The following is a 16,326-nucleotide window of genomic DNA, read 5'->3' on the forward strand; positions in this document are numbered from 1 at the left end:
CTCGATGCCCGACACCGGCCGCACGGACGGTGCGAACGGCGTGGAGGGCGCGAACGGCGTGGACGACGACATGGATGACACCCACGGCATGAACGGCACGGACAGTGCGGCCTCCGTGGACGGCATGGACGGCATGGACGGCATGGACGACGCGACGGTCATGTACGTGCAGCCCAGCGTGTCCGGCGCGGCGAAGATCCTCGTCGTCGGGCCGATGGGGGTCGGCAAGACCACGCTGATCGGCACGGTCTCGGAGATCAAGCCGCTGTCCACCGAGGCGACCATGAGCCGGGCGGGCGCCCGGCTGGACACGCCGGTGCGGCCGACGAAGTCCACCACCACCGTCGCCCTGGACTTCGGGCGGATCACGCTGGGCGGCGAGTTGGTCCTGTATCTCTTCGGTACCCCCGGCCAGCAGCGTTTCCTGCCCGCGTGGAAGGACCTGGCGCGTGGTGCCCTGGGCGCGCTCGCGCTGGTCGACACCCGCGATCTGGAGGCGTCCTTCGACGCCATCGGCCACCTGGAGGACCTGGACGTTCCGTTCTCGGTGGCCGTCAACTCCTTCCCGGACAGCGTGCTGCACAGCGAGGACGATCTGCGCTCGGCGCTCGATCTGCTCCCCCACACCCCGCTGGTCATCTGTGACGCGCGCGAGCACAGGTCGTCGGTCAAGGCGCTGATCTCGCTGGTGAGCCATCTCATCGAGTCCGTCACGGAGGCGACATGACGGCGGCGGGCGCGGCCGGTACGGCGATGCAGCGGGTGCCGCTGCACGGGTCGGCGCTGGACGGGCCGCTGACCGAGAGTTACGAGCGGATGCGCCGCGACCACGGCAATGTGGTGCCGGTCGAGATCGCGCCCGGGATCGAGGCGTGGCTCGTCATCGGCCACCGCGAGCTGCTCCATCTCACCCGTGACGAGCAGTACTTCTCGCACGATCCGCGCCGCTGGACCCCGCTGCGCGACGGCCGGGTGCCGGCCGATTCGCCGCTGATGCCGCTGGTGGGCTGGCGGCCCGCGCTGCTGTTCGCGGACGGTGTGCAGCACCGCCGGATGCGTTCGGCGGTGGCCGACGCGCTGGGCCGGGTGAACGGGCACGAGCTGATCCGTACGGTGCGGGCCACCGCGGAGCGGCTGGTCGCCGGGTTCGCCGATCGGCACCGGGCCGACCTGGTGGAGCAGTACGCGCGCGTCCTGCCGCTGCAGGTGGTCACCGAGCTGCTGGGGCTCGACGAGGAGAGCGGACCGCGGCTGGTCGAGACGCTGACGACGATCGTCGCCCCGACCGTGGCCGCCACCGGCGCCAACAAGCGGATGGGCCGCATCCTGCTGGAGCTGATCGCCTGGAAGAAGCAGCGGCCGGGCGCGGACCTCACCTCCTGGCTGCTGGAGCACCCGGTCGGGCTGAGCGACGAGGAAGTGCTGCACAACCTGGTGGTGATCATCGTCGCGGGTAACAACACCACTGTGAACTGGATCGCCTCCACCACACAGATCCTGCTCACCGACCCCGCGTTCCGCTCCTCGCTGGCCCGCGGCCATCTCACCGTGGACGACGCGCTGGACCTGGTGCTGTGGCGCCAGCCGCCGACCCAGAACTTCCCCGGCCGCTACGCCACCCGCGATCTGCGCCTGGCCGGCCAGGACATCCGCGCCGGGGACATGCTGATCCTGGGGCTGGCCGGGGCGAACGCCGATCCGGAGGTGCTGCCGGAGGACGGCCGCCCGGTGGTCGGCAACCGCTCGCACCTCGCGTTCGGCGCGGGCCCGCACACCTGCCCGGCGCAGGACCCGGCCCGGCTGATCACCCGTACCGCCGTGGACACGCTCCGCCACCGGCTGCCCGATCTGGAGATCGCGGTGCCGGAGGAGCAGCTTCCGTGGATCACCTCGCCCTGGTCCAAGGGGCTGGCCAAGCTGCCCGTTCGGTTCTCCGCGCCGCAGCTCGCCGCCGACGCCCCGGCCCCCTCCCCGGCACCTCATGCGCCCGACTCGCCTCCAGGAGACCGCAGATGACCGACGGCCGCTGCCCCGTGCCCCATGACGGCCCCGCGCCGCACCGGATGCACCCCGACGACCAGCACGCGGTCAACACCGGGTTACGCGCACGCGGGGCCGCGGTGCCGGTCCTGCTGCCCGGTGACGTACCGGCGTACGCCGTCACCCGGCACGAGGAGCTGAAGTCCTTCCTCACCCACCCCGACGTGGCCAAGAACGCCTGCCACTTCGCCGCCCTGCGAGACGGTGGGATCCCGGCCGGCTGGCCGATGCTGACCTTCGCCACCGTACGGGGCATGACCACCGCCGACGGCGACGACCACAAGCGGCTGCGGTCCCTGGTGACCCGGGCGTTCACCCCGCGCCGGATGGAGGCGCTGCGCCCGGTCGTCCACGAGCTGACCGGCACGCTGCTGGACCGGCTGGCCGAGGCCGCCGCCGCGGACCCGGACGGGGTGGCGGACCTGCGCCGCCACTTCGCGCTGCCGCTGCCGATGAGCGTGATCTCCCGGCTCCTGGGCGTCGACGAGGCGTACCAGGACCGGCTGCACGAGCTGTCCAACGAGATCGTCTCCACCGCCACCGCGCCCGAGCGGGTCCCGGAGGCCAACCGCGAGATGGTGGCCATCCTCGGCCAGGTGGCCGCGGCCCGGATGAAGGACCCGGGCGACGACCTGACCAGCGCGCTCATCGCGACGCGCGCGGAGGACGGGGACCGGCTCAGCGAGGAGGAGCTGATCGGCACCCTGATCCTGACGATCATCGCCGGGCACGAGACCACCCTCAACCTGATCACCAACGCCGTACGGGCGCTGTGCAACCACCGCGACCAGCTGGAGCTGGTCCGCTCCGGGGCCGCGACCTGGGACGACGTGGTCGAGGAGACGCTGCGGTACGACAGCCCGGTGAGCCACTTCCCGTTCCGCTACCCCACCCGGGACCTGCCCGTCGGCGACGCGGTGATCCCGAAGGGCACGCCCGTGCTCGCCTCGTACACCTCCGCCGGGCGCGACGAGCGGGAGTACGGGCCGGACGCGGACCGCTTCGTCGTGACCCGGGCGGCGCGCCATCTGTCCTTCGGCCACGGCGCCCACTTCTGCCTGGGCGCCCCGCTGGCCCGGATGGAGGCCGTGATCGCCCTCGAAGGGCTCTTCACCCGCTTCCCCGGCCTCGACCTGGCGGTCCCGGACGATCAGCTCGTGCCGCACCGGAGCTTCGTCGGCAACAGCCCGCAGAAGCTGCCGATCACGCTCCGATAGGGCTCACAACGGCTGAGGCCGCGCGCTGAGGGCAGCGTTGCGTCCGGGAAACGATGATGATGCGGTCGGGAAACAGCGCTCCCGCACGCTTCCTGGCATGACGAAGAGCGCACCGAAGTCCGAGACTGCCACCCCCACGATCGTGCTCGTCGGGCACGGCATGGTCGGCCAGCGCTTCCTGGAGGCCCTGGCCGACCGGGGTGTGACGAGCCGCGCCCGGGTCGTGGTGCTGTGCGAGGAGCCCCGGCCCGCGTACGACCGGGTGCAGCTCACCTCGTACTTCTCCGGCCGGACCGCGGACGATCTGTCCATGGTCGAGGACGGCTTCATGGAGCGGCACGGCATCGAGCTGCACCTGGGCGACCCGGCCGAGGCCATCGACCGGGCGGCGCGCACGGTCACCGCGCGCTCCGGGCTCACCGTCACGTACGACACGCTCGTGCTGGCCACCGGCTCGTACCCGTTCGTGCCGCCGGTGCCCGGCAAGGACAGCACGGGCTGCTTCGTCTACCGCACGGTCGAGGACCTGCTCGCGATCGAGGAGTACGCCAAGGACCGGGCGACCGGCACCGTGGTCGGCGGCGGGCTGCTCGGCCTGGAGGCGGCGGGCGCGCTCAAGGGGCTCGGGCTGACCACGCACATCGTGGAGTTCAACGCGCGGCTGATGGCGCTCCAGGTGGACGAGGGCGGCGGCGCCGCGCTGCGCCGCACCGTCGAGGACATGGGGCTGATCGTGCACACCGGCGTCGGCGGAAAGGAGATCACCGCCGACGCGAGCGGCGCGGTGACCGCCATGGCGCTCTCGGACGGCTCGTCCATCGACACCGACCTGGTGATCTTCTCGGCCGGGGTGCGCCCGCGCGACCAGCTGGCCCGGGACTGCGGGCTGGACGTCGGCGAGCGCGGCGGCATCACCGTCGACGAGCGGTGCCGCACCAGCGACCCGGCGGTGTACGCGATCGGCGAATGCGCGCTGACCGCCGACGGGCGGGTGTACGGGCTGGTCGCGCCCGGGTACGAGATGGCGCAGACCGTCGCCGACGACCTGGCCGCGGTGGACTGCGAGGGCTTCACCGGCGCCGACACCTCCACCAAGCTCAAGCTGCTCGGCGTGGACGTGGCGTCCTTCGGCGACGCCCACGGCACCGCCGACGGCTGTCTCGACGTCGTCTACTCCGACGCCCGCGCGGGCGTCTACAAGAAGCTGGTGATCGGCGCGGGCGGTGAACTGCTCGGCGGGGTGCTGGTCGGCGACGCCGAGTCGTACGGCATGCTGCGGCCGCTGACCGGTTCCGTGCCGCCCGTCGCCCCCGAGCAGCTGGTGCTGCCCGCCGGGCTGGGCGCGCCCGCCGCGCTCGGCCCGTCCGCGCTGCCGGACGACGCGGTCATCTGCAGCTGCCACAACGTCACCAAGGGCACGATCCGGTCGGCGGTCACCGATCACGAGTGCGCCACCGTGCCCGAGGTGAAGAAGTGCACCAAGGCGGGCACCGGCTGCGGGAGCTGCGTCAAGACGCTCACCACGCTCGTCAACGACGAGCTGGAGGCGAGCGGGATCAGCGTCGACAAGGGGCTGTGCGGCTGCTTCGCGTACACCCGCGCCGAGCTGTACGAGATCGTCCGCACCCTGCGCATCACCACCTACGCGCGGCTGCTGGAGGGCCACGGCCGCGAGGAGGCGCGCAACGGCGACGGCTGCGAGGTGTGCAAACCGGCCGTCGGCTCGATCATCGCCTCCCTCGCCCCGACGCTGGGCACCAGCGGCTACGTCCTGGACGGCGAGCAGGCCGCGCTCCAGGACACCAACGACCACTTCCTGGCCAACCTCCAGCGCAACGGGTCGTATTCGATCGTGCCGCGCATCCCCGGCGGTGAGATCACCCCCGAGAAGCTGATCGTGATCGGCGAGATCGCCCGGGACTTCGGCCTCTACACGAAGATCACCGGCGGTCAGCGGATCGACCTGTTCGGCGCCCGGGTGGACCAGCTCCCGGTGATCTGGGCCAAGCTGGTGGACGCCGGGTTCGAGTCGGGCCACGCGTACGGCAAGGCGCTGCGCACCGTGAAGTCCTGCGTGGGCCAGACCTGGTGCCGCTACGGCGTCCAGGACTCGGTGCGCATGGCCATCGACCTGGAGCTGCGCTACCGGGGCCTGCGCTCCCCGCACAAGCTGAAGTCGGCCGTCTCCGGCTGCGCCCGCGAATGCGCCGAGGCGCGCGGCAAGGACTTCGGTGTCATCGCCACCGCGGCCGGCTGGAACCTGTACGTCGGCGGCAACGGCGGCGCCGAACCCCGCCACGCCGATCTGCTCGCCCAGGACCTGAACGACGAGGAGCTGATCCGGCTCATCGACCGCTTCCTGATGTTCTACATCCGCACCGCCGACCGGCTGGAGCGCACCTCGGCCTGGCTGGAGCGCATCGAGGGCGGCCTGGACCACGTACGGGACGTGGTGGTCCACGACTCGCTGGGGCTGTGCGCCGAACTGGAGGCGCTGATGGCCGACCACGTGGCGGGCTACCGCGACGAATGGGCCGAGACCATCAACGACCCGGAGCGGCTACGGCGGTTCGTCTCCTTCGTCAACGCGCCCGAATCACCCGACCCGACGGTCGCCTTCGTCCCCGAGCGCGACCAGGTCAAGCCGGACCTGACGCTGCTGTCCGGCCCCACCATCCCCGTCCGTACCGCACGCACTCTCGAAGGGACCTCGAGCCGATGACCATGGCGCCCGAGCGGATCGACCTCCGCGTGGAACTCCTCATCGACCAGCGGTGGTTCGCGGTCTGCGACCTCACCGACCTCATCCCGGGCCGTGGCGTGGCCGCCCTGCTGCCGGACGGCAGCCAGGTGGCGGTCTTCCTGGACCGGGCGGGCCGCCCGTACGCGATCGACAACCGCGATCCGTTCACCGGCGCGTACGTCCTCTCCCGGGGGCTGTTGGGCTCGGCGGACGGGCGGCCGTTCGTGGCCTCGCCGCTGCTCAAGCAGCGCTTCGACCTGGAGACGGGGCGGTGCCTGGACGACGAGACGGTAACCGTCCAGGCCTACGCCACGCGGGCCGGTGACGTGATGTCAGCGCAGGTCGCGTGAGACCAGCATCCCGCACTGGACGGGATCGCTCGCGCAACCGGCCGTCCCCGCGGCGAACACGCCCTTCGTCCCGGGGACGCCCGCGATGCCGAGCACCGAGGACATCTCGCTCTTCCCGGTGACGCCGGCGGGCAGCTTCTCGGTCACCCACGCGGTACCGGTCCAGCGGGACAGCACGGAGTGGGGGCCGCCCGGGGTCCAGCCGGCGATCCACAGCCGCCCGGCACCGTCCGCGCCCACGGCGTTCGCCTCCTCGACGGGGAGCGCGGGCAGCGACTCCCAGCGGCTGCCGGTCCAGCGGGTGGCCATGGTGGCCGCGGGCCTGTCCTCGTTGGTCTTGCCGACCAGGTAGACCGAGTCACGTCCGGTGGCCACCGCGTGGCCGGACGTCCAGCCGGTCGGCGACGCGCTGAGGGTGGGCACCTCGCGGACCGTCCAGCCGCTGCCGTTCCAGTGGTACAGCAGCGGTGCGGACACCGTGCCGGTGACGGCGTCGGCGGTGACCCAGACGTCGTCCGGTCCGGTGCCGGTGATCTCCGAGGGGCGCACGTCCCCGCCGCCGGGTGCGGCGGGGAGCGACACCTTCTGCCACGCGGAGCCGGTCCAGCGCTCCAGGTAACCGGTGTCGGCGCCACTGTCGGGGTCCCAGTTGAAGCCGGTCAGCCAGGCGGCCTTCTTGCCGAAGGTGGCGATGTCGGCGACGAAGCCCAGCGACCCCTCGGGCGCGGCGGGGTGGTCGGTCTTGTTCCACTTCTTCCCGTCCCAGTGCTGGAGCACGACGGAGGTGTTGTCGTCCAGCGTGCCGGCGGCCCAGGCGTCGTCGGGCGCGGAGGCGGCGACCTCCTCCAGCCACGCGGCCCTGCCACCGGTGGAGGCAGCGGGCACGTCCGTCCAGGCGGTGCCGTTCCAGTGCCTGATCAGCGGGGTGGACCCGGCGGGGCCGTCCGTCGTCCGGCCCACGGTCCAGGCGTCCCCGGCGCCGGTCGAGGCGACGTCCCAGAACTCCCGCGAGGCGGTCTCGCTCAGCGGCGTCAGCAGCTTCCACGGGGTGGCGGCGCCCGGCGCGGCGTGCGCCGGGGTGCCGAGGGTGCCGAGCGCGACCGCGCACACCGCGACCGTCGTGCGCAGCCATCCGCGGCGCGTTCCGGTTCGCCCTGTGGTTCCGGTCATGTGGTGCTCCTTCTGCTCGGTGTCGGGTTCTCAGAAGGAATTGGCCGCCACCCGGCGTTTCTTACCGGCCGTCCTGAGCGACTACTCGGGGGTCTTCACCTGCCGGTCGGTCCACTCCGCCTGCACGATGGCGGTGTAGTTGACCACCGTGCCCGCCGTGAGCCCCGCCTCGGCGGCCTTCGCGTTCGGCTTGGTCAGCGTCTGCCGGTCGGCCAGCAGGGCGCCGGTCGCCGGGTCCACGATCAGCTCCGACCGCACGGCCCCGTAACCGGGCCCCTCGACCGCGGGCAGGGCGAAGCCGGCCCCCTTGCGGCCCAGCGGGTCGGTCACCTCGCCGAGCGACCTGATGCCCGGCAGGCCCGCGATGACGCGGTACGCGGCGGCCCGGACCCCGGGCTTCACCGGCAGGGTGATCAGCCCGGCCGCCTGCTGCCACATCCACTCGGTGCGGTCCTTGACCTCGCTCCCGCCGTCCTCCGTGTACAGATCCGCCAGCACCTCCTTCAGCTTCGCGGCGTCGCCGGGGAGTTTCCGCAGGTCCGCGTAGGTCACATTGCGCGCTCCGAGGGCGGCGATCTCGTCACCGAGGTTGGTCCGGTCCACCATCGGCCGCTTCCCGCCCCGGTTCTCCATCCGCAGCGCGAGCTTGCCGCCCTCCTCGGCGGCGAGCGTCACCTCCTTGGGCAGCCCGGCGGCCCGCCAGCGCTCCCGGTCCCGCGCGGTGCGCGGTTCGACGGCGGCGTCGAGCCCCCTGATCTCCAGGCTCTCCGTGCCGGGCCGCACCCCGACGGACCGCTGCCCCCGCTCGGAGTCGACGACCGCGAAGGTCTGCCCGGAGTGCTCGACGACGCCGGTCCAGGCCGATCGCGTGGTGGTCTGCCAGTACGTGCCCTCATGCGCGGCGCGGTCCGCCCGGGCGGCCACGTTCAGCAGCGCGAGGCGGCCGTTCGCGGGGGTGTGCCGGGGGCCGTCGGTGGCGGGCCCGGCGGTGGCCCGGGGGCCGTCCACACTCTGGGGGCCCTGCGGCAGGGCCGCCACGACCACCCCGGCCGCGGCCGCCGCCACCGCGACGGGCAGCGCCCAGCGCCGGGTGAACGGCCGGGCGGAGCGGCGGGTTTCCGGCGCCTCCGGCGCACCGGCCAGGATGGTGATCAGGTCGTGCCGGGCGCGTGCGGAACCGGCCAGCCGGTCCGGGTCCAGCTCCGCGGGCCGCGCGTCCGCCAGCGTCTTCATGACATCGGGCCGCATGCGTGCCATGTCAGTACTCCTTCACTGTTGCTTTCGGGTGGGCGTCGCGAGAGAACCCGACCGCGTCCACGGCCCGTTCCAGCCGCCGCCGGGCCCGGTGCAGCCGCACCGAGAAGGTGGCGGTGGTGCAGCCGAGGACGCGCGCGGCCTGTTTCGGGCCCAGCCCGTGCCAGGCGACCAGCGTCAGCAGCTCGCGGTCGGCGGCGGACAGCCCCGCCAGCGCCTGCAGCGCCGCCGCGCGTTCGGTCACATCGGCGGCCACGTCGCCGACCCGGGCGCCCGAGGCGATGAGGCGCCGCGCCTCCTCGGCGGCCAGCGCGTACTGCCTGCCGTCGCGGCGCCGCAGCTCACGGGTCAGATTGCGGGCCACGCCGAGCAGCCACGGCAGCGGCGGCGTGGGAATGTCCCGCATCCGGCGCCAGGCGACGGTGAAGGTCTCGCTGGTGATGTCCTCACCGACCTGCCGTCCCACCAGGCCGGCGGCGTAGGCCAGCACACGGGGGTGACACTCCTCGTACAGGTCCCGGAAGCGTTGGGCGTCGGTCACGCGCCGTCTCCTCATCTTGGCTCTCTCACCTGGGAATGGCGGGGAGCCGCGATTTCTTACAGGCGCGTTTTTCAGGCGCTTCTTCGGCGCTTCTTCGGCGCTTCTTCGGCGCTTCTTCGGCGCTTCTTCAAGCGCTTTTCCAGGCGCGATCGCCCGGGCGGCGCGGCGGTGTCCCGTCCGGGCCGCCCAGACGGACAGCGGGGCGCTCAGCCCGTGGTGCAGGCCGCGCCGTTGAGGGTGAACGCGGCGGGCGCGGTGTTGCGCCGGACCAGGTGCCGTTGAAGCCGAACGACACCGAGCCACCGGCCCCGATCGTGGCGTTGTACGGGGCGTTCGCGGCCGTCACCTGGGCGCCGGACTGGGTGACGGTGGCGTTCCACCCGGACGTCACCCGCTGGCCTGAGGGGTAGGCCCAGGCCACCTGCCAGCCGTTGACCGGGCTCGATCCGGTGTTCTTGACGGTGACGTTCGCGGTGAAGCCGGTGTTCCACTGGCTGGTGACGGTGTAGCCGACCGTGCAGCCGGTCGTGGGATCGGGATCGGGGTCGCCGGGGTCACCGCCGTCGCCGGTCCAGCCGAGGGATTCGGCGATGCCGTAGTAGGCGGGCTTGGGCCGGTAACCCTCGTCGTACGGGGTGGCGGCGCCCTGGCCGTCGAAGACGTCCGGGATCCAGGAGTCGGAGTCGGTGAAGCCCCAGACGGTGACGCCCCGGCAGCGGGAGACGGCCACGCAGGCGTCGGTGACCGCCCGGTAGTCGGCCTTCTGCTGGGCCAGCTCGGCGTCGGTGGCCGGGAGTGTCATCCGGATGTCGAGTTCGGTGACGGCCACGTCGACGCCGAGGTCGGCGAAGCGCTGCAGATTGGCCTTCATCGTCGACGGCACCTGGCCGAGGATCAGGTGGCCCTGGAAGCCGACGCCGTCGATCGGCACGCCCTGCGCCTTCAGCGACTTGACCAGGTTGTACATCCCGTCGCTCTTCGCGCCGGTGCCGTCGGTGTTGTAGTCGTTGAGGTACAGCTTCGCGTCCGGGTCGGCGGCGCGGGCGGCGCGCAGCGCGTCCGCGATGTACGACGGGCCGAGCTTGGTGTACCAGAGCGACTGGCGGAAGGTGCCGTCCTCGTTGAACGGTTCGTTGACCACGTCCCAGTGCGTGATCTTGCCCTGGTAGCGGCCGACCTCGGTGGTGATGTGGTCGGTCATGAGGGTGCGCAGCTGGTCGGCGGTCCAGGAACCGCCCGTCAGCCAGCCCGGCAGCTGGCTGTGCCAGACCAGGGTGTGGCCGCGTACCTCCATGTCGTGCGCCTGGGCGAAGTTCACGACGGCGTCCGCGCCGGACCAGTTGTACGTACCGCGGCTCGGCTCGACGGACTCCCACTTCATCTCGTTGCCGGGGGTGATGGAGTTGAACTGGGAGCCCGCGATGTCGGCGTAGGTGCCGTTGAGCTTGGACGCGGTGACGGCGGTGCCGTAGTACTTCCCCTGGGCCTGGGCGAGGTCGCGCAGGACGGGGCCGGCGGCGTCCGCCGCGCCGCTCGGGGTGGCGGCGAGGCCGACCAGGAGGGCACCGGCGGCCGCCAGGCCCAGGGCGGCGGCCCCGCGGATGCCGCGGGGCCTCCCGCTGGGGTGCGGTTTCATGGCCTTCTTCCCTTCCTAGGATCCGGCGAGTCCGTCGCGGAAGGCGTTGTAGGCGGGCTTGGGCTGGTAGTTGGTGTCGTACAGGTTGGCCGCGCCCTGGCCGGGGAAGGTGCCCGGCACCCAGGAGTCCCGGTCGCCGAAGCCCCACACCGTGATGCCGGCGCAGCGGGCGACCGCCAGACAGTTCCGGGCCACCGTCTTGTAGTCGTTCGCCTGCTGCTGGAGCTTGGCGGCGTCCGCGGGGGTGGACATCCGGATGTCCAGCTCACTGAGCACGACGTCCACGCCGAGGTCGGCGAAGCGTTGCAGGTTCGCCTTCATCGTGGAGGGGACCTGGCCCACGATGAGGTGGCTCTGGAAGCCGACGCCGTCGATGGGCACGCCCTGCGCCTTCAGCGACTTGACCAGGTTGTACAGTCCGTCGCTCTTGGCGTTCGTGCCCTCGGTGTTGTAGTCGTTGATGAACAGCTTGGCGCTCGGGTCGGCGGCGCGGGCGGCCCGGAAGGCGTCGGCGATGTACGACTGGCCGAGCTGGTTGTAGAACTTGGACCCGCGGAGGGTGCCGTTCTCGTTGAACGCCTCGTTGACCACGTCCCAGCGCTGGACCTTGCCCTTGTAGCGGGTGACCTGGGTGGTGACGTGGTTGGTCATGATGGTGCGCAGCTCGGTGCTGGAGAACGAGCCGTTCTCCAGCCAGCCCGGCATCTGGCTGTGCCAGACCAGGGTGTGGCCGTACACCTTCTGGTTGTTGGCCTGGGCGAACGAGACGAGGCGGTCGGCGGCGGCCCAGTTGAACTGGCCGCGGTTCGGCTCGACCGAACCCCACTTCATGGCGTTCTCGGCGGTCACGCTGGAGAACTCGCTCTTGGCGATGTTCGCGTAGGTGCCGTCGCCGAGCCGTCCGTCGTTGACTGCCGTGCCGACGAAGCGGCCGGTGCGGGCGGCGACTTCGCGCAGCGTGGGGTTGGCGGCGTGGGCGCCGGTGTGGGCTTCGGCCCGGGCATGGGCCGGGGCGGCGAGGCCGAAGGCGAGCGCCGCGGAAACCGCCGCCAGTGCGGTGGCGTGGGCTCTGCGTAAGCTCAGGAGCTGGAGCTTCATGGGAGTGTCCCTCTCTTCTCTTCACGTCTGATCCGGTTTTCCGGAAGACTTCTGCAAGGTTCCGAGGGTGCGACCGGAAAGTTAGAGGCGGGCGTGAGGTCCGTCAACGGAGGAGGCGGAAATGGCTACGGAGAGCGCGGGCCCCGACGGCGGTACCAAGCCGAAGGTGACGATCACCGCCATCGCCCAGGAGGCCGGGGTGTCCGTCCCCACGGTCTCGCGGGTCGTCAACGGACGGTCGGACGTCTCCCCCGAGACCCGGGCCCGGGTCGAGGACCTGCTACGCCTCCACGGCTACCGCCGCCGCAACACCGCCCCCGGCGACCGCGCCGCCCTCGTCGACCTGGTCTTCAACGACCTCGACAGCCCCTGGGCCGTGGAGATCATCCGCGGGGTGGAGGAGATCGCGCACCAGGACGGGGTCGGTACGGTCGTCTCCGCCATCCACGGGCGGGCGGGCTCGACCCGGCAGTGGCTGAAGAACCTGCGGGCCCGCGCCTCGGACGGGGTGATCCTGGTGACGTCCGTCCTGGAGCCGGTGGTCCACGCCGAACTGCGGCGCCTGAACGTCCCCATCGTGGTCGTCGACCCGGCGGGCTCCCCCGCCCTCGACGCCCCGACCATCGGCGCGACCAACTGGGCGGGCGGCATGGCCGCCACCGAACACCTGCTGGGCCTCGGGCATCGCAGGATCGGCCTCATCGCGGGCCCGCCGCGGCTGCTGTGCAGCCGGGCGCGGCTGGACGGACACCGGGCGGCCCTGGAGGCGGCGGGTGTTCCGTTCGATCAGGCTCTCGTCGCACAGGGGGACTTCTACCACGAATCCGGTTTCCACGGCTGCGACCAGCTCATGGCCGCCCCGACCCCGCCCACCGCCGTCTTCGCCTCCAGCGACCAGATGGCCCTGGGCGCCATCGAGGCCCTGCGGAGGCGGGGGCTGCGGGTGCCGGAGGATGTGAGCGTGGTCGGCTTCGACGACCTCCCCGAGGTCCGCTGGTCCGCCCCGCCCCTGACGACGGTGCGCCAGCCCCTGGCCGACATGGGCAAACTGGCCGCCCGCACGGTGCTGCGGCAGGCCCGGGGCGAGGAGATCGACTCCCCTCGTGTGGAGCTGGCGACCCAGCTGATGGTGCGCGCCAGCACCGCCCCACCGACCGCCGGTTGATCCCCCGCCCCGCCCCTCCCCGATCCCGGGGCTCCGCCCCGGCCCCCGGCCCGAGCACGCGGCTCCGCCGACCTCGCTCGCGGTGAACCGGACACCCGGCGGGACGGCGGGGCCCTCCGCCCGGAGCCGGCCCTGAGCCGGCGGGCCCCGGGCAGAGCCCTGGCCGGGGCTCGTGCAGCAACCCCGGCCCGGGAGCCCGACAAGCCTCGAGGACGGGCCTCCAGCAGAGATCCAGGAGGCAACCTCCGCGGGGACCCGGTGCGGGGGCGGGCAGGGGGCTGCGCCCCAGCATCCCCCGCGGCGGGCCCGGGCGGGGACCGCAGCGCGCCCATCCCGGTGGACACCCCAGGCTCCCCGCAATGGGGGCCGCACAGGCCTGGGGCGCGGGCCGGACAGGAGGCTGCGCCCCAGGGCCCCGTGGCGGGGACCGCAGCGGGCCCGTCTCCGGCGCAGGCCGGATACTCCGTGGCCGGGGGCCGGGGGCCGGGGCTTGTCCACGGGGCGGGGAGGGGCGGGGCCCGGGCAGGACCGCGGCGCGCCCATCTCCGTGGGTAGCCCAGGACCCCGTGACGGGGGCCCGGGACCGCACAGACCAGGCCCGGGGCCACAAGGGCCGCGCCCCAGGGCCCCGTGGCGCGCCCATAACGGTGGACAGCACAGGCCCCCCGTAGCGGGGCCGCGCCCCGGGTCCCCCGTGGCGGGGAGGCGGCGGCCCGACTCCCGGGCAGGAGGGATCTCCGTGGCCGGGGTCCGGGGGCTTGCCATCGGGGCGGGGAGGGGCGGGGTGGGGAAGACGACCGGGTCGCTGCCGGAGGTATTGACACCGCATCAGGCCCCCCATACCGTCCACGCAACCGCTTCCGAGAATTATCGGGCTACTTCCGGAAGGCACGTGATGCGCATACCTCGGTCAAGGTCATCTCTCCGTGCGACGGGCCTCGCGGCGGCAGCCGCGCTCGCGTTGGGGGGAACGCTCAGCGGCTGCGGAAGCAGTGGGCCCGGAGGGTCGGGCAGTGGGGAGATCAGCGTCTGGGTCTACCAGGACCCCTCGACCAAGGTGCAGCGCCAGGTCGCCGAGCGGTTCAACAAGACCTCGAAGATCAAGGTCAAGCTCACCCAGGTGCCCGGCGACGGGTATTCGGACAAGCTGCGCACCTCCATGGGCACGCCCAACGCCCCCGACGTGTTCTTCAACTGGGGCGGCGGCAGCATCAGCGAGTTCGTCAAGAAGGACATGCTGCTGGACCTCGACCCCGCGATGAAGAAGGACCCGTCGCTGCGGAAGGGCTTCATCCCGTCGATCCTCGACGCGGGCGCCATCGACGGAAAGCACTACGGCATCCCGATGCGCGGAATGCAGCCGGTGATCCTCTTCTACAACAAGGACGTGTTCAAGAAGGCGGGCGCCGAGCCGCCCACGTCGTGGAACGACATCCTGGGGCTCATCGGCACTTTCAAGGGCAAGGGCATCACCCCGTTCGTCGTGGCCGGCACCGACCCGTGGACCGAGCTGATGTGGGTGGAGTACCTGGTGGACCGCTACGGCGGGGCCGGGGTGTTCAAGAAGATCCAGAGCGAGGGCAAGGACGCCTGGGGCGACCCGGCGGTGCTGAAGGCGGCGCAGGCCGTCAAGGACCTGGTGGACCGGGGTGCGTTCGGCAAGAACTACAAGTCGGTCAACTACACGGCCGACGGCGCGTCCACGTACTTCGCCAAGGGCAAGGCGGCGATGCACCTGATGGGCAGCTGGGAGTACGCCAACCAGAAGACCAACCAGCCCTCGTTCGCCAAGTCGGGCCTCGGCTGGACGACCTTCCCGGCCGTCCCCGGCGGCACCGGCGACCCCAAGAACGTGGTCGGCAACCCGACCAATTACTGGTCGATCAGCGGAAAGCTCAAGGGCAAGAAGCAGCAGGCGGCGATCGACTTCGTGAAGTTCGCGGCCAAGCAGGACTACGCCAAGGCGCTGATCGCCAACGGCGACGTTCCCACGACCTCCGACGCGTCGGCGCTGCTGAACGGGCACGAGAACCCCACATACGCGAAGTTCCAGTACGACATGGTGCGGAAGGCCCCGGACTTCACGCTCTCCTGGGACCAGGCGCTGCCCGCCAAGTACACCCCGCCGCTGCACACCAACGTCCAGAAGCTGTTCAACGGCCAGCTCAGCCCGGCGGCCTTCGTGGACGCCATGAAGGGCATGTGATGGCGGACACCGCCACCAGACACAAGAACGTGGGGCGGCCCAGCGCCGTCTGGGCCCTGCCCGGCGCCCTGTTCTTCGTCTTCTTCGCCGTCGCCCCCATGGTCCTGGTCGGCGCGCTGGCCTTCACCGACTGGGACGGCATCGGCACCCCGCAGTGGACGGGCCTGAGCAACTGGACCCGGCTGTGGGACGACCCCGAGACCCACCAGGCCATCCGGCTCAGCCTCGTCCTCACCGTGCTGACCTGGCTGGTCCAGACCCCGCTGGCGCTGCTGCTCGGGGTCTGGGCGGCGGGCCGGCAGCGCAACCGGGCCGTGCTGTCGGCGATCTTCTTCCTGCCGCTGCTGGGCTCGTCCGTCGCGCTCGCGCTGGTCTGGAAGTCGCTGCTGGACCCGAACTTCGGCCTGATCGCCGACATCGGCCCGGCCCTGGGGTTCGAGGACGGCGATCTGCTGGGCAGCTCCACGGGCGCGTTCGGCGCGATCCTCTTCGTCACCGCGTGGCAGTTCATCCCGCTGCACACGCTGATCTACCAGGGCGGCGCCCGGGCCGTCCCGCGCTCGCTCTACGACGCGGCGGCGATCGACGGCGCCGGCACCGTACGGCAGTTCTTCTCGGTCACCCTGCCGCAGCTGCGGAACACCATCGTCACCTCGTCGGTGATCATGGTGGTGGGCGCGCTGACCTTCTTCGACACGGTCCTGATCCTCACCAAGGGCGGCCCCGGCTCCGACACCACGATCATGCCGTACCTGATGTACAAGAACGGCTTCCAGGCGTTCGACCTCGGCTACGCGAGCGCCGTCGCGACCATCCTGGTCGTCGTCGCCACCACCGTCTCCCTGCTGCTGGTACGGCTCACCGGCTTCACCGCGATGCGCAGCACCCGGGAGGGGATGTGACGGA

The 16,326-nt window shown here is 72.0% G+C and carries 13 protein-coding genes; 8 read left to right on the plus strand and 5 right to left on the minus strand.

Annotation, left to right across the window (positions count from 1 at the left end; genetic code table 11):
* Positions 1-4: 4 nt before the first annotated feature.
* The 5 genes from ABZ562_RS19575 (at position 5) to nirD (ending at position 6,350) form a co-directional block, all read left to right on the plus strand.
* Entirely contained in the window at positions 5-727 is a 723-nt protein-coding gene (locus ABZ562_RS19575) for an ATP/GTP-binding protein (RefSeq protein WP_361481252.1), read from the plus strand.
* Complete coding sequence (locus tag ABZ562_RS19580) at positions 724-2,016, plus strand: cytochrome P450 (RefSeq protein ID WP_361480909.1); 1,293 nt, start codon at positions 724-726, stop codon at positions 2,014-2,016. Before ABZ562_RS19575 ends, ABZ562_RS19580 begins: the two co-directional genes overlap by 4 nt.
* A complete protein-coding gene (locus ABZ562_RS19585) occupies positions 2,013-3,257 on the plus strand; it encodes a cytochrome P450 (RefSeq protein ID WP_361480912.1) in 1,245 nt (414 codons plus the stop codon). The genes ABZ562_RS19580 and ABZ562_RS19585 overlap by 4 nt, the downstream gene beginning before the upstream one ends.
* Positions 3,258-3,354: 97 nt before the next feature.
* On the plus strand, positions 3,355-5,979 hold the full coding sequence (gene nirB / locus ABZ562_RS19590) for a nitrite reductase large subunit NirB (protein ID WP_361480915.1): 2,625 nt from the start codon (positions 3,355-3,357) through the stop codon (positions 5,977-5,979).
* Entirely contained in the window at positions 5,976-6,350 is a 375-nt protein-coding gene (gene nirD, locus ABZ562_RS19595; protein WP_055550219.1) for a nitrite reductase small subunit NirD, read from the plus strand. Before nirB ends, nirD begins: the two co-directional genes overlap by 4 nt.
* On the opposite strand, the gene ABZ562_RS19600 is transcribed toward nirD, so the two are convergent.
* The 5 genes from ABZ562_RS19600 to ABZ562_RS19620 form a co-directional block, all read right to left on the minus strand.
* Positions 6,333-7,520, minus strand: coding sequence for a hypothetical protein (locus ABZ562_RS19600; protein ID WP_361480918.1), 1,188 nt, complete (start codon positions 7,518-7,520; stop codon positions 6,333-6,335). The genes nirD and ABZ562_RS19600 overlap by 18 nt on opposite strands.
* Positions 7,521-7,601: 81 nt before the next feature.
* A complete protein-coding gene (locus tag ABZ562_RS19605; protein ID WP_361480921.1) occupies positions 7,602-8,777 on the minus strand; it encodes a CU044_5270 family protein in 1,176 nt (391 codons plus the stop codon).
* Position 8,778: 1 nt separating this feature from the next.
* Entirely contained in the window at positions 8,779-9,315 is a 537-nt protein-coding gene (locus ABZ562_RS19610; RefSeq protein ID WP_361480923.1) for an RNA polymerase sigma factor, read from the minus strand.
* Between the two features lie 127 nt (positions 9,316-9,442).
* Positions 9,443-10,951 (minus strand): endo-1,4-beta-xylanase, encoded by a 1,509-nt coding sequence (locus ABZ562_RS19615; RefSeq protein WP_361480926.1) that lies wholly within the window; start codon positions 10,949-10,951, stop codon positions 9,443-9,445.
* Between the two features lie 15 nt (positions 10,952-10,966).
* A complete protein-coding gene (locus tag ABZ562_RS19620; RefSeq protein ID WP_361480929.1) occupies positions 10,967-12,049 on the minus strand; it encodes an endo-1,4-beta-xylanase in 1,083 nt (360 codons plus the stop codon).
* Positions 12,050-12,170: 121 nt separating this feature from the next.
* Between ABZ562_RS19620 and ABZ562_RS19625 the strand changes: the two genes are divergently transcribed.
* The 3 genes from ABZ562_RS19625 (at position 12,171) to ABZ562_RS19635 (ending at position 16,322) form a co-directional block, all read left to right on the plus strand.
* On the plus strand, positions 12,171-13,214 hold the full coding sequence (locus tag ABZ562_RS19625) for a LacI family DNA-binding transcriptional regulator (RefSeq protein WP_361480932.1): 1,044 nt from the start codon (positions 12,171-12,173) through the stop codon (positions 13,212-13,214).
* A gap of 895 nt (positions 13,215-14,109) precedes the next feature.
* Complete coding sequence (locus ABZ562_RS19630; protein ID WP_361480935.1) at positions 14,110-15,420, plus strand: extracellular solute-binding protein; 1,311 nt, start codon at positions 14,110-14,112, stop codon at positions 15,418-15,420.
* A complete protein-coding gene (locus tag ABZ562_RS19635; RefSeq protein ID WP_361480938.1) occupies positions 15,420-16,322 on the plus strand; it encodes a sugar ABC transporter permease in 903 nt (300 codons plus the stop codon). The genes ABZ562_RS19630 and ABZ562_RS19635 overlap by 1 nt, the downstream gene beginning before the upstream one ends.
* Positions 16,323-16,326 lie beyond the last annotated feature (4 nt).

Source organism: Streptomyces sp. NPDC019937, from assembly GCF_040631655.1.
In the GTDB taxonomy this organism is placed as follows: Bacteria; Actinomycetota; Actinomycetes; order Streptomycetales; family Streptomycetaceae; genus Streptomyces.

Coding starts and splice junctions, on each gene's coding strand:
- ABZ562_RS19575 (WP_361481252.1), top strand. CDS start 5: ATGCCCGACACCGGCCGCACGGACGGTGCGAACGGCGTGGAGGGCGCG.
- ABZ562_RS19580 (WP_361480909.1), top strand. CDS start 724: ATGACGGCGGCGGGCGCGGCCGGTACGGCGATGCAGCGGGTGCCGCTG.
- ABZ562_RS19585 (WP_361480912.1), top strand. CDS start 2,013: ATGACCGACGGCCGCTGCCCCGTGCCCCATGACGGCCCCGCGCCGCAC.
- nirB (WP_361480915.1), top strand. CDS start 3,355: ATGACGAAGAGCGCACCGAAGTCCGAGACTGCCACCCCCACGATCGTG.
- nirD (WP_055550219.1), top strand. CDS start 5,976: ATGACCATGGCGCCCGAGCGGATCGACCTCCGCGTGGAACTCCTCATC.
- ABZ562_RS19600 (WP_361480918.1), bottom strand. CDS start 7,520: ATGACCGGAACCACAGGGCGAACCGGAACGCGCCGCGGATGGCTGCGC.
- ABZ562_RS19605 (WP_361480921.1), bottom strand. CDS start 8,777: ATGGCACGCATGCGGCCCGATGTCATGAAGACGCTGGCGGACGCGCGG.
- ABZ562_RS19615 (WP_361480926.1), bottom strand. CDS start 10,951: ATGAAACCGCACCCCAGCGGGAGGCCCCGCGGCATCCGCGGGGCCGCC.
- ABZ562_RS19620 (WP_361480929.1), bottom strand. CDS start 12,049: ATGAAGCTCCAGCTCCTGAGCTTACGCAGAGCCCACGCCACCGCACTG.
- ABZ562_RS19625 (WP_361480932.1), top strand. CDS start 12,171: ATGGCTACGGAGAGCGCGGGCCCCGACGGCGGTACCAAGCCGAAGGTG.
- ABZ562_RS19630 (WP_361480935.1), top strand. CDS start 14,110: ATGCGCATACCTCGGTCAAGGTCATCTCTCCGTGCGACGGGCCTCGCG.
- ABZ562_RS19635 (WP_361480938.1), top strand. CDS start 15,420: ATGGCGGACACCGCCACCAGACACAAGAACGTGGGGCGGCCCAGCGCC.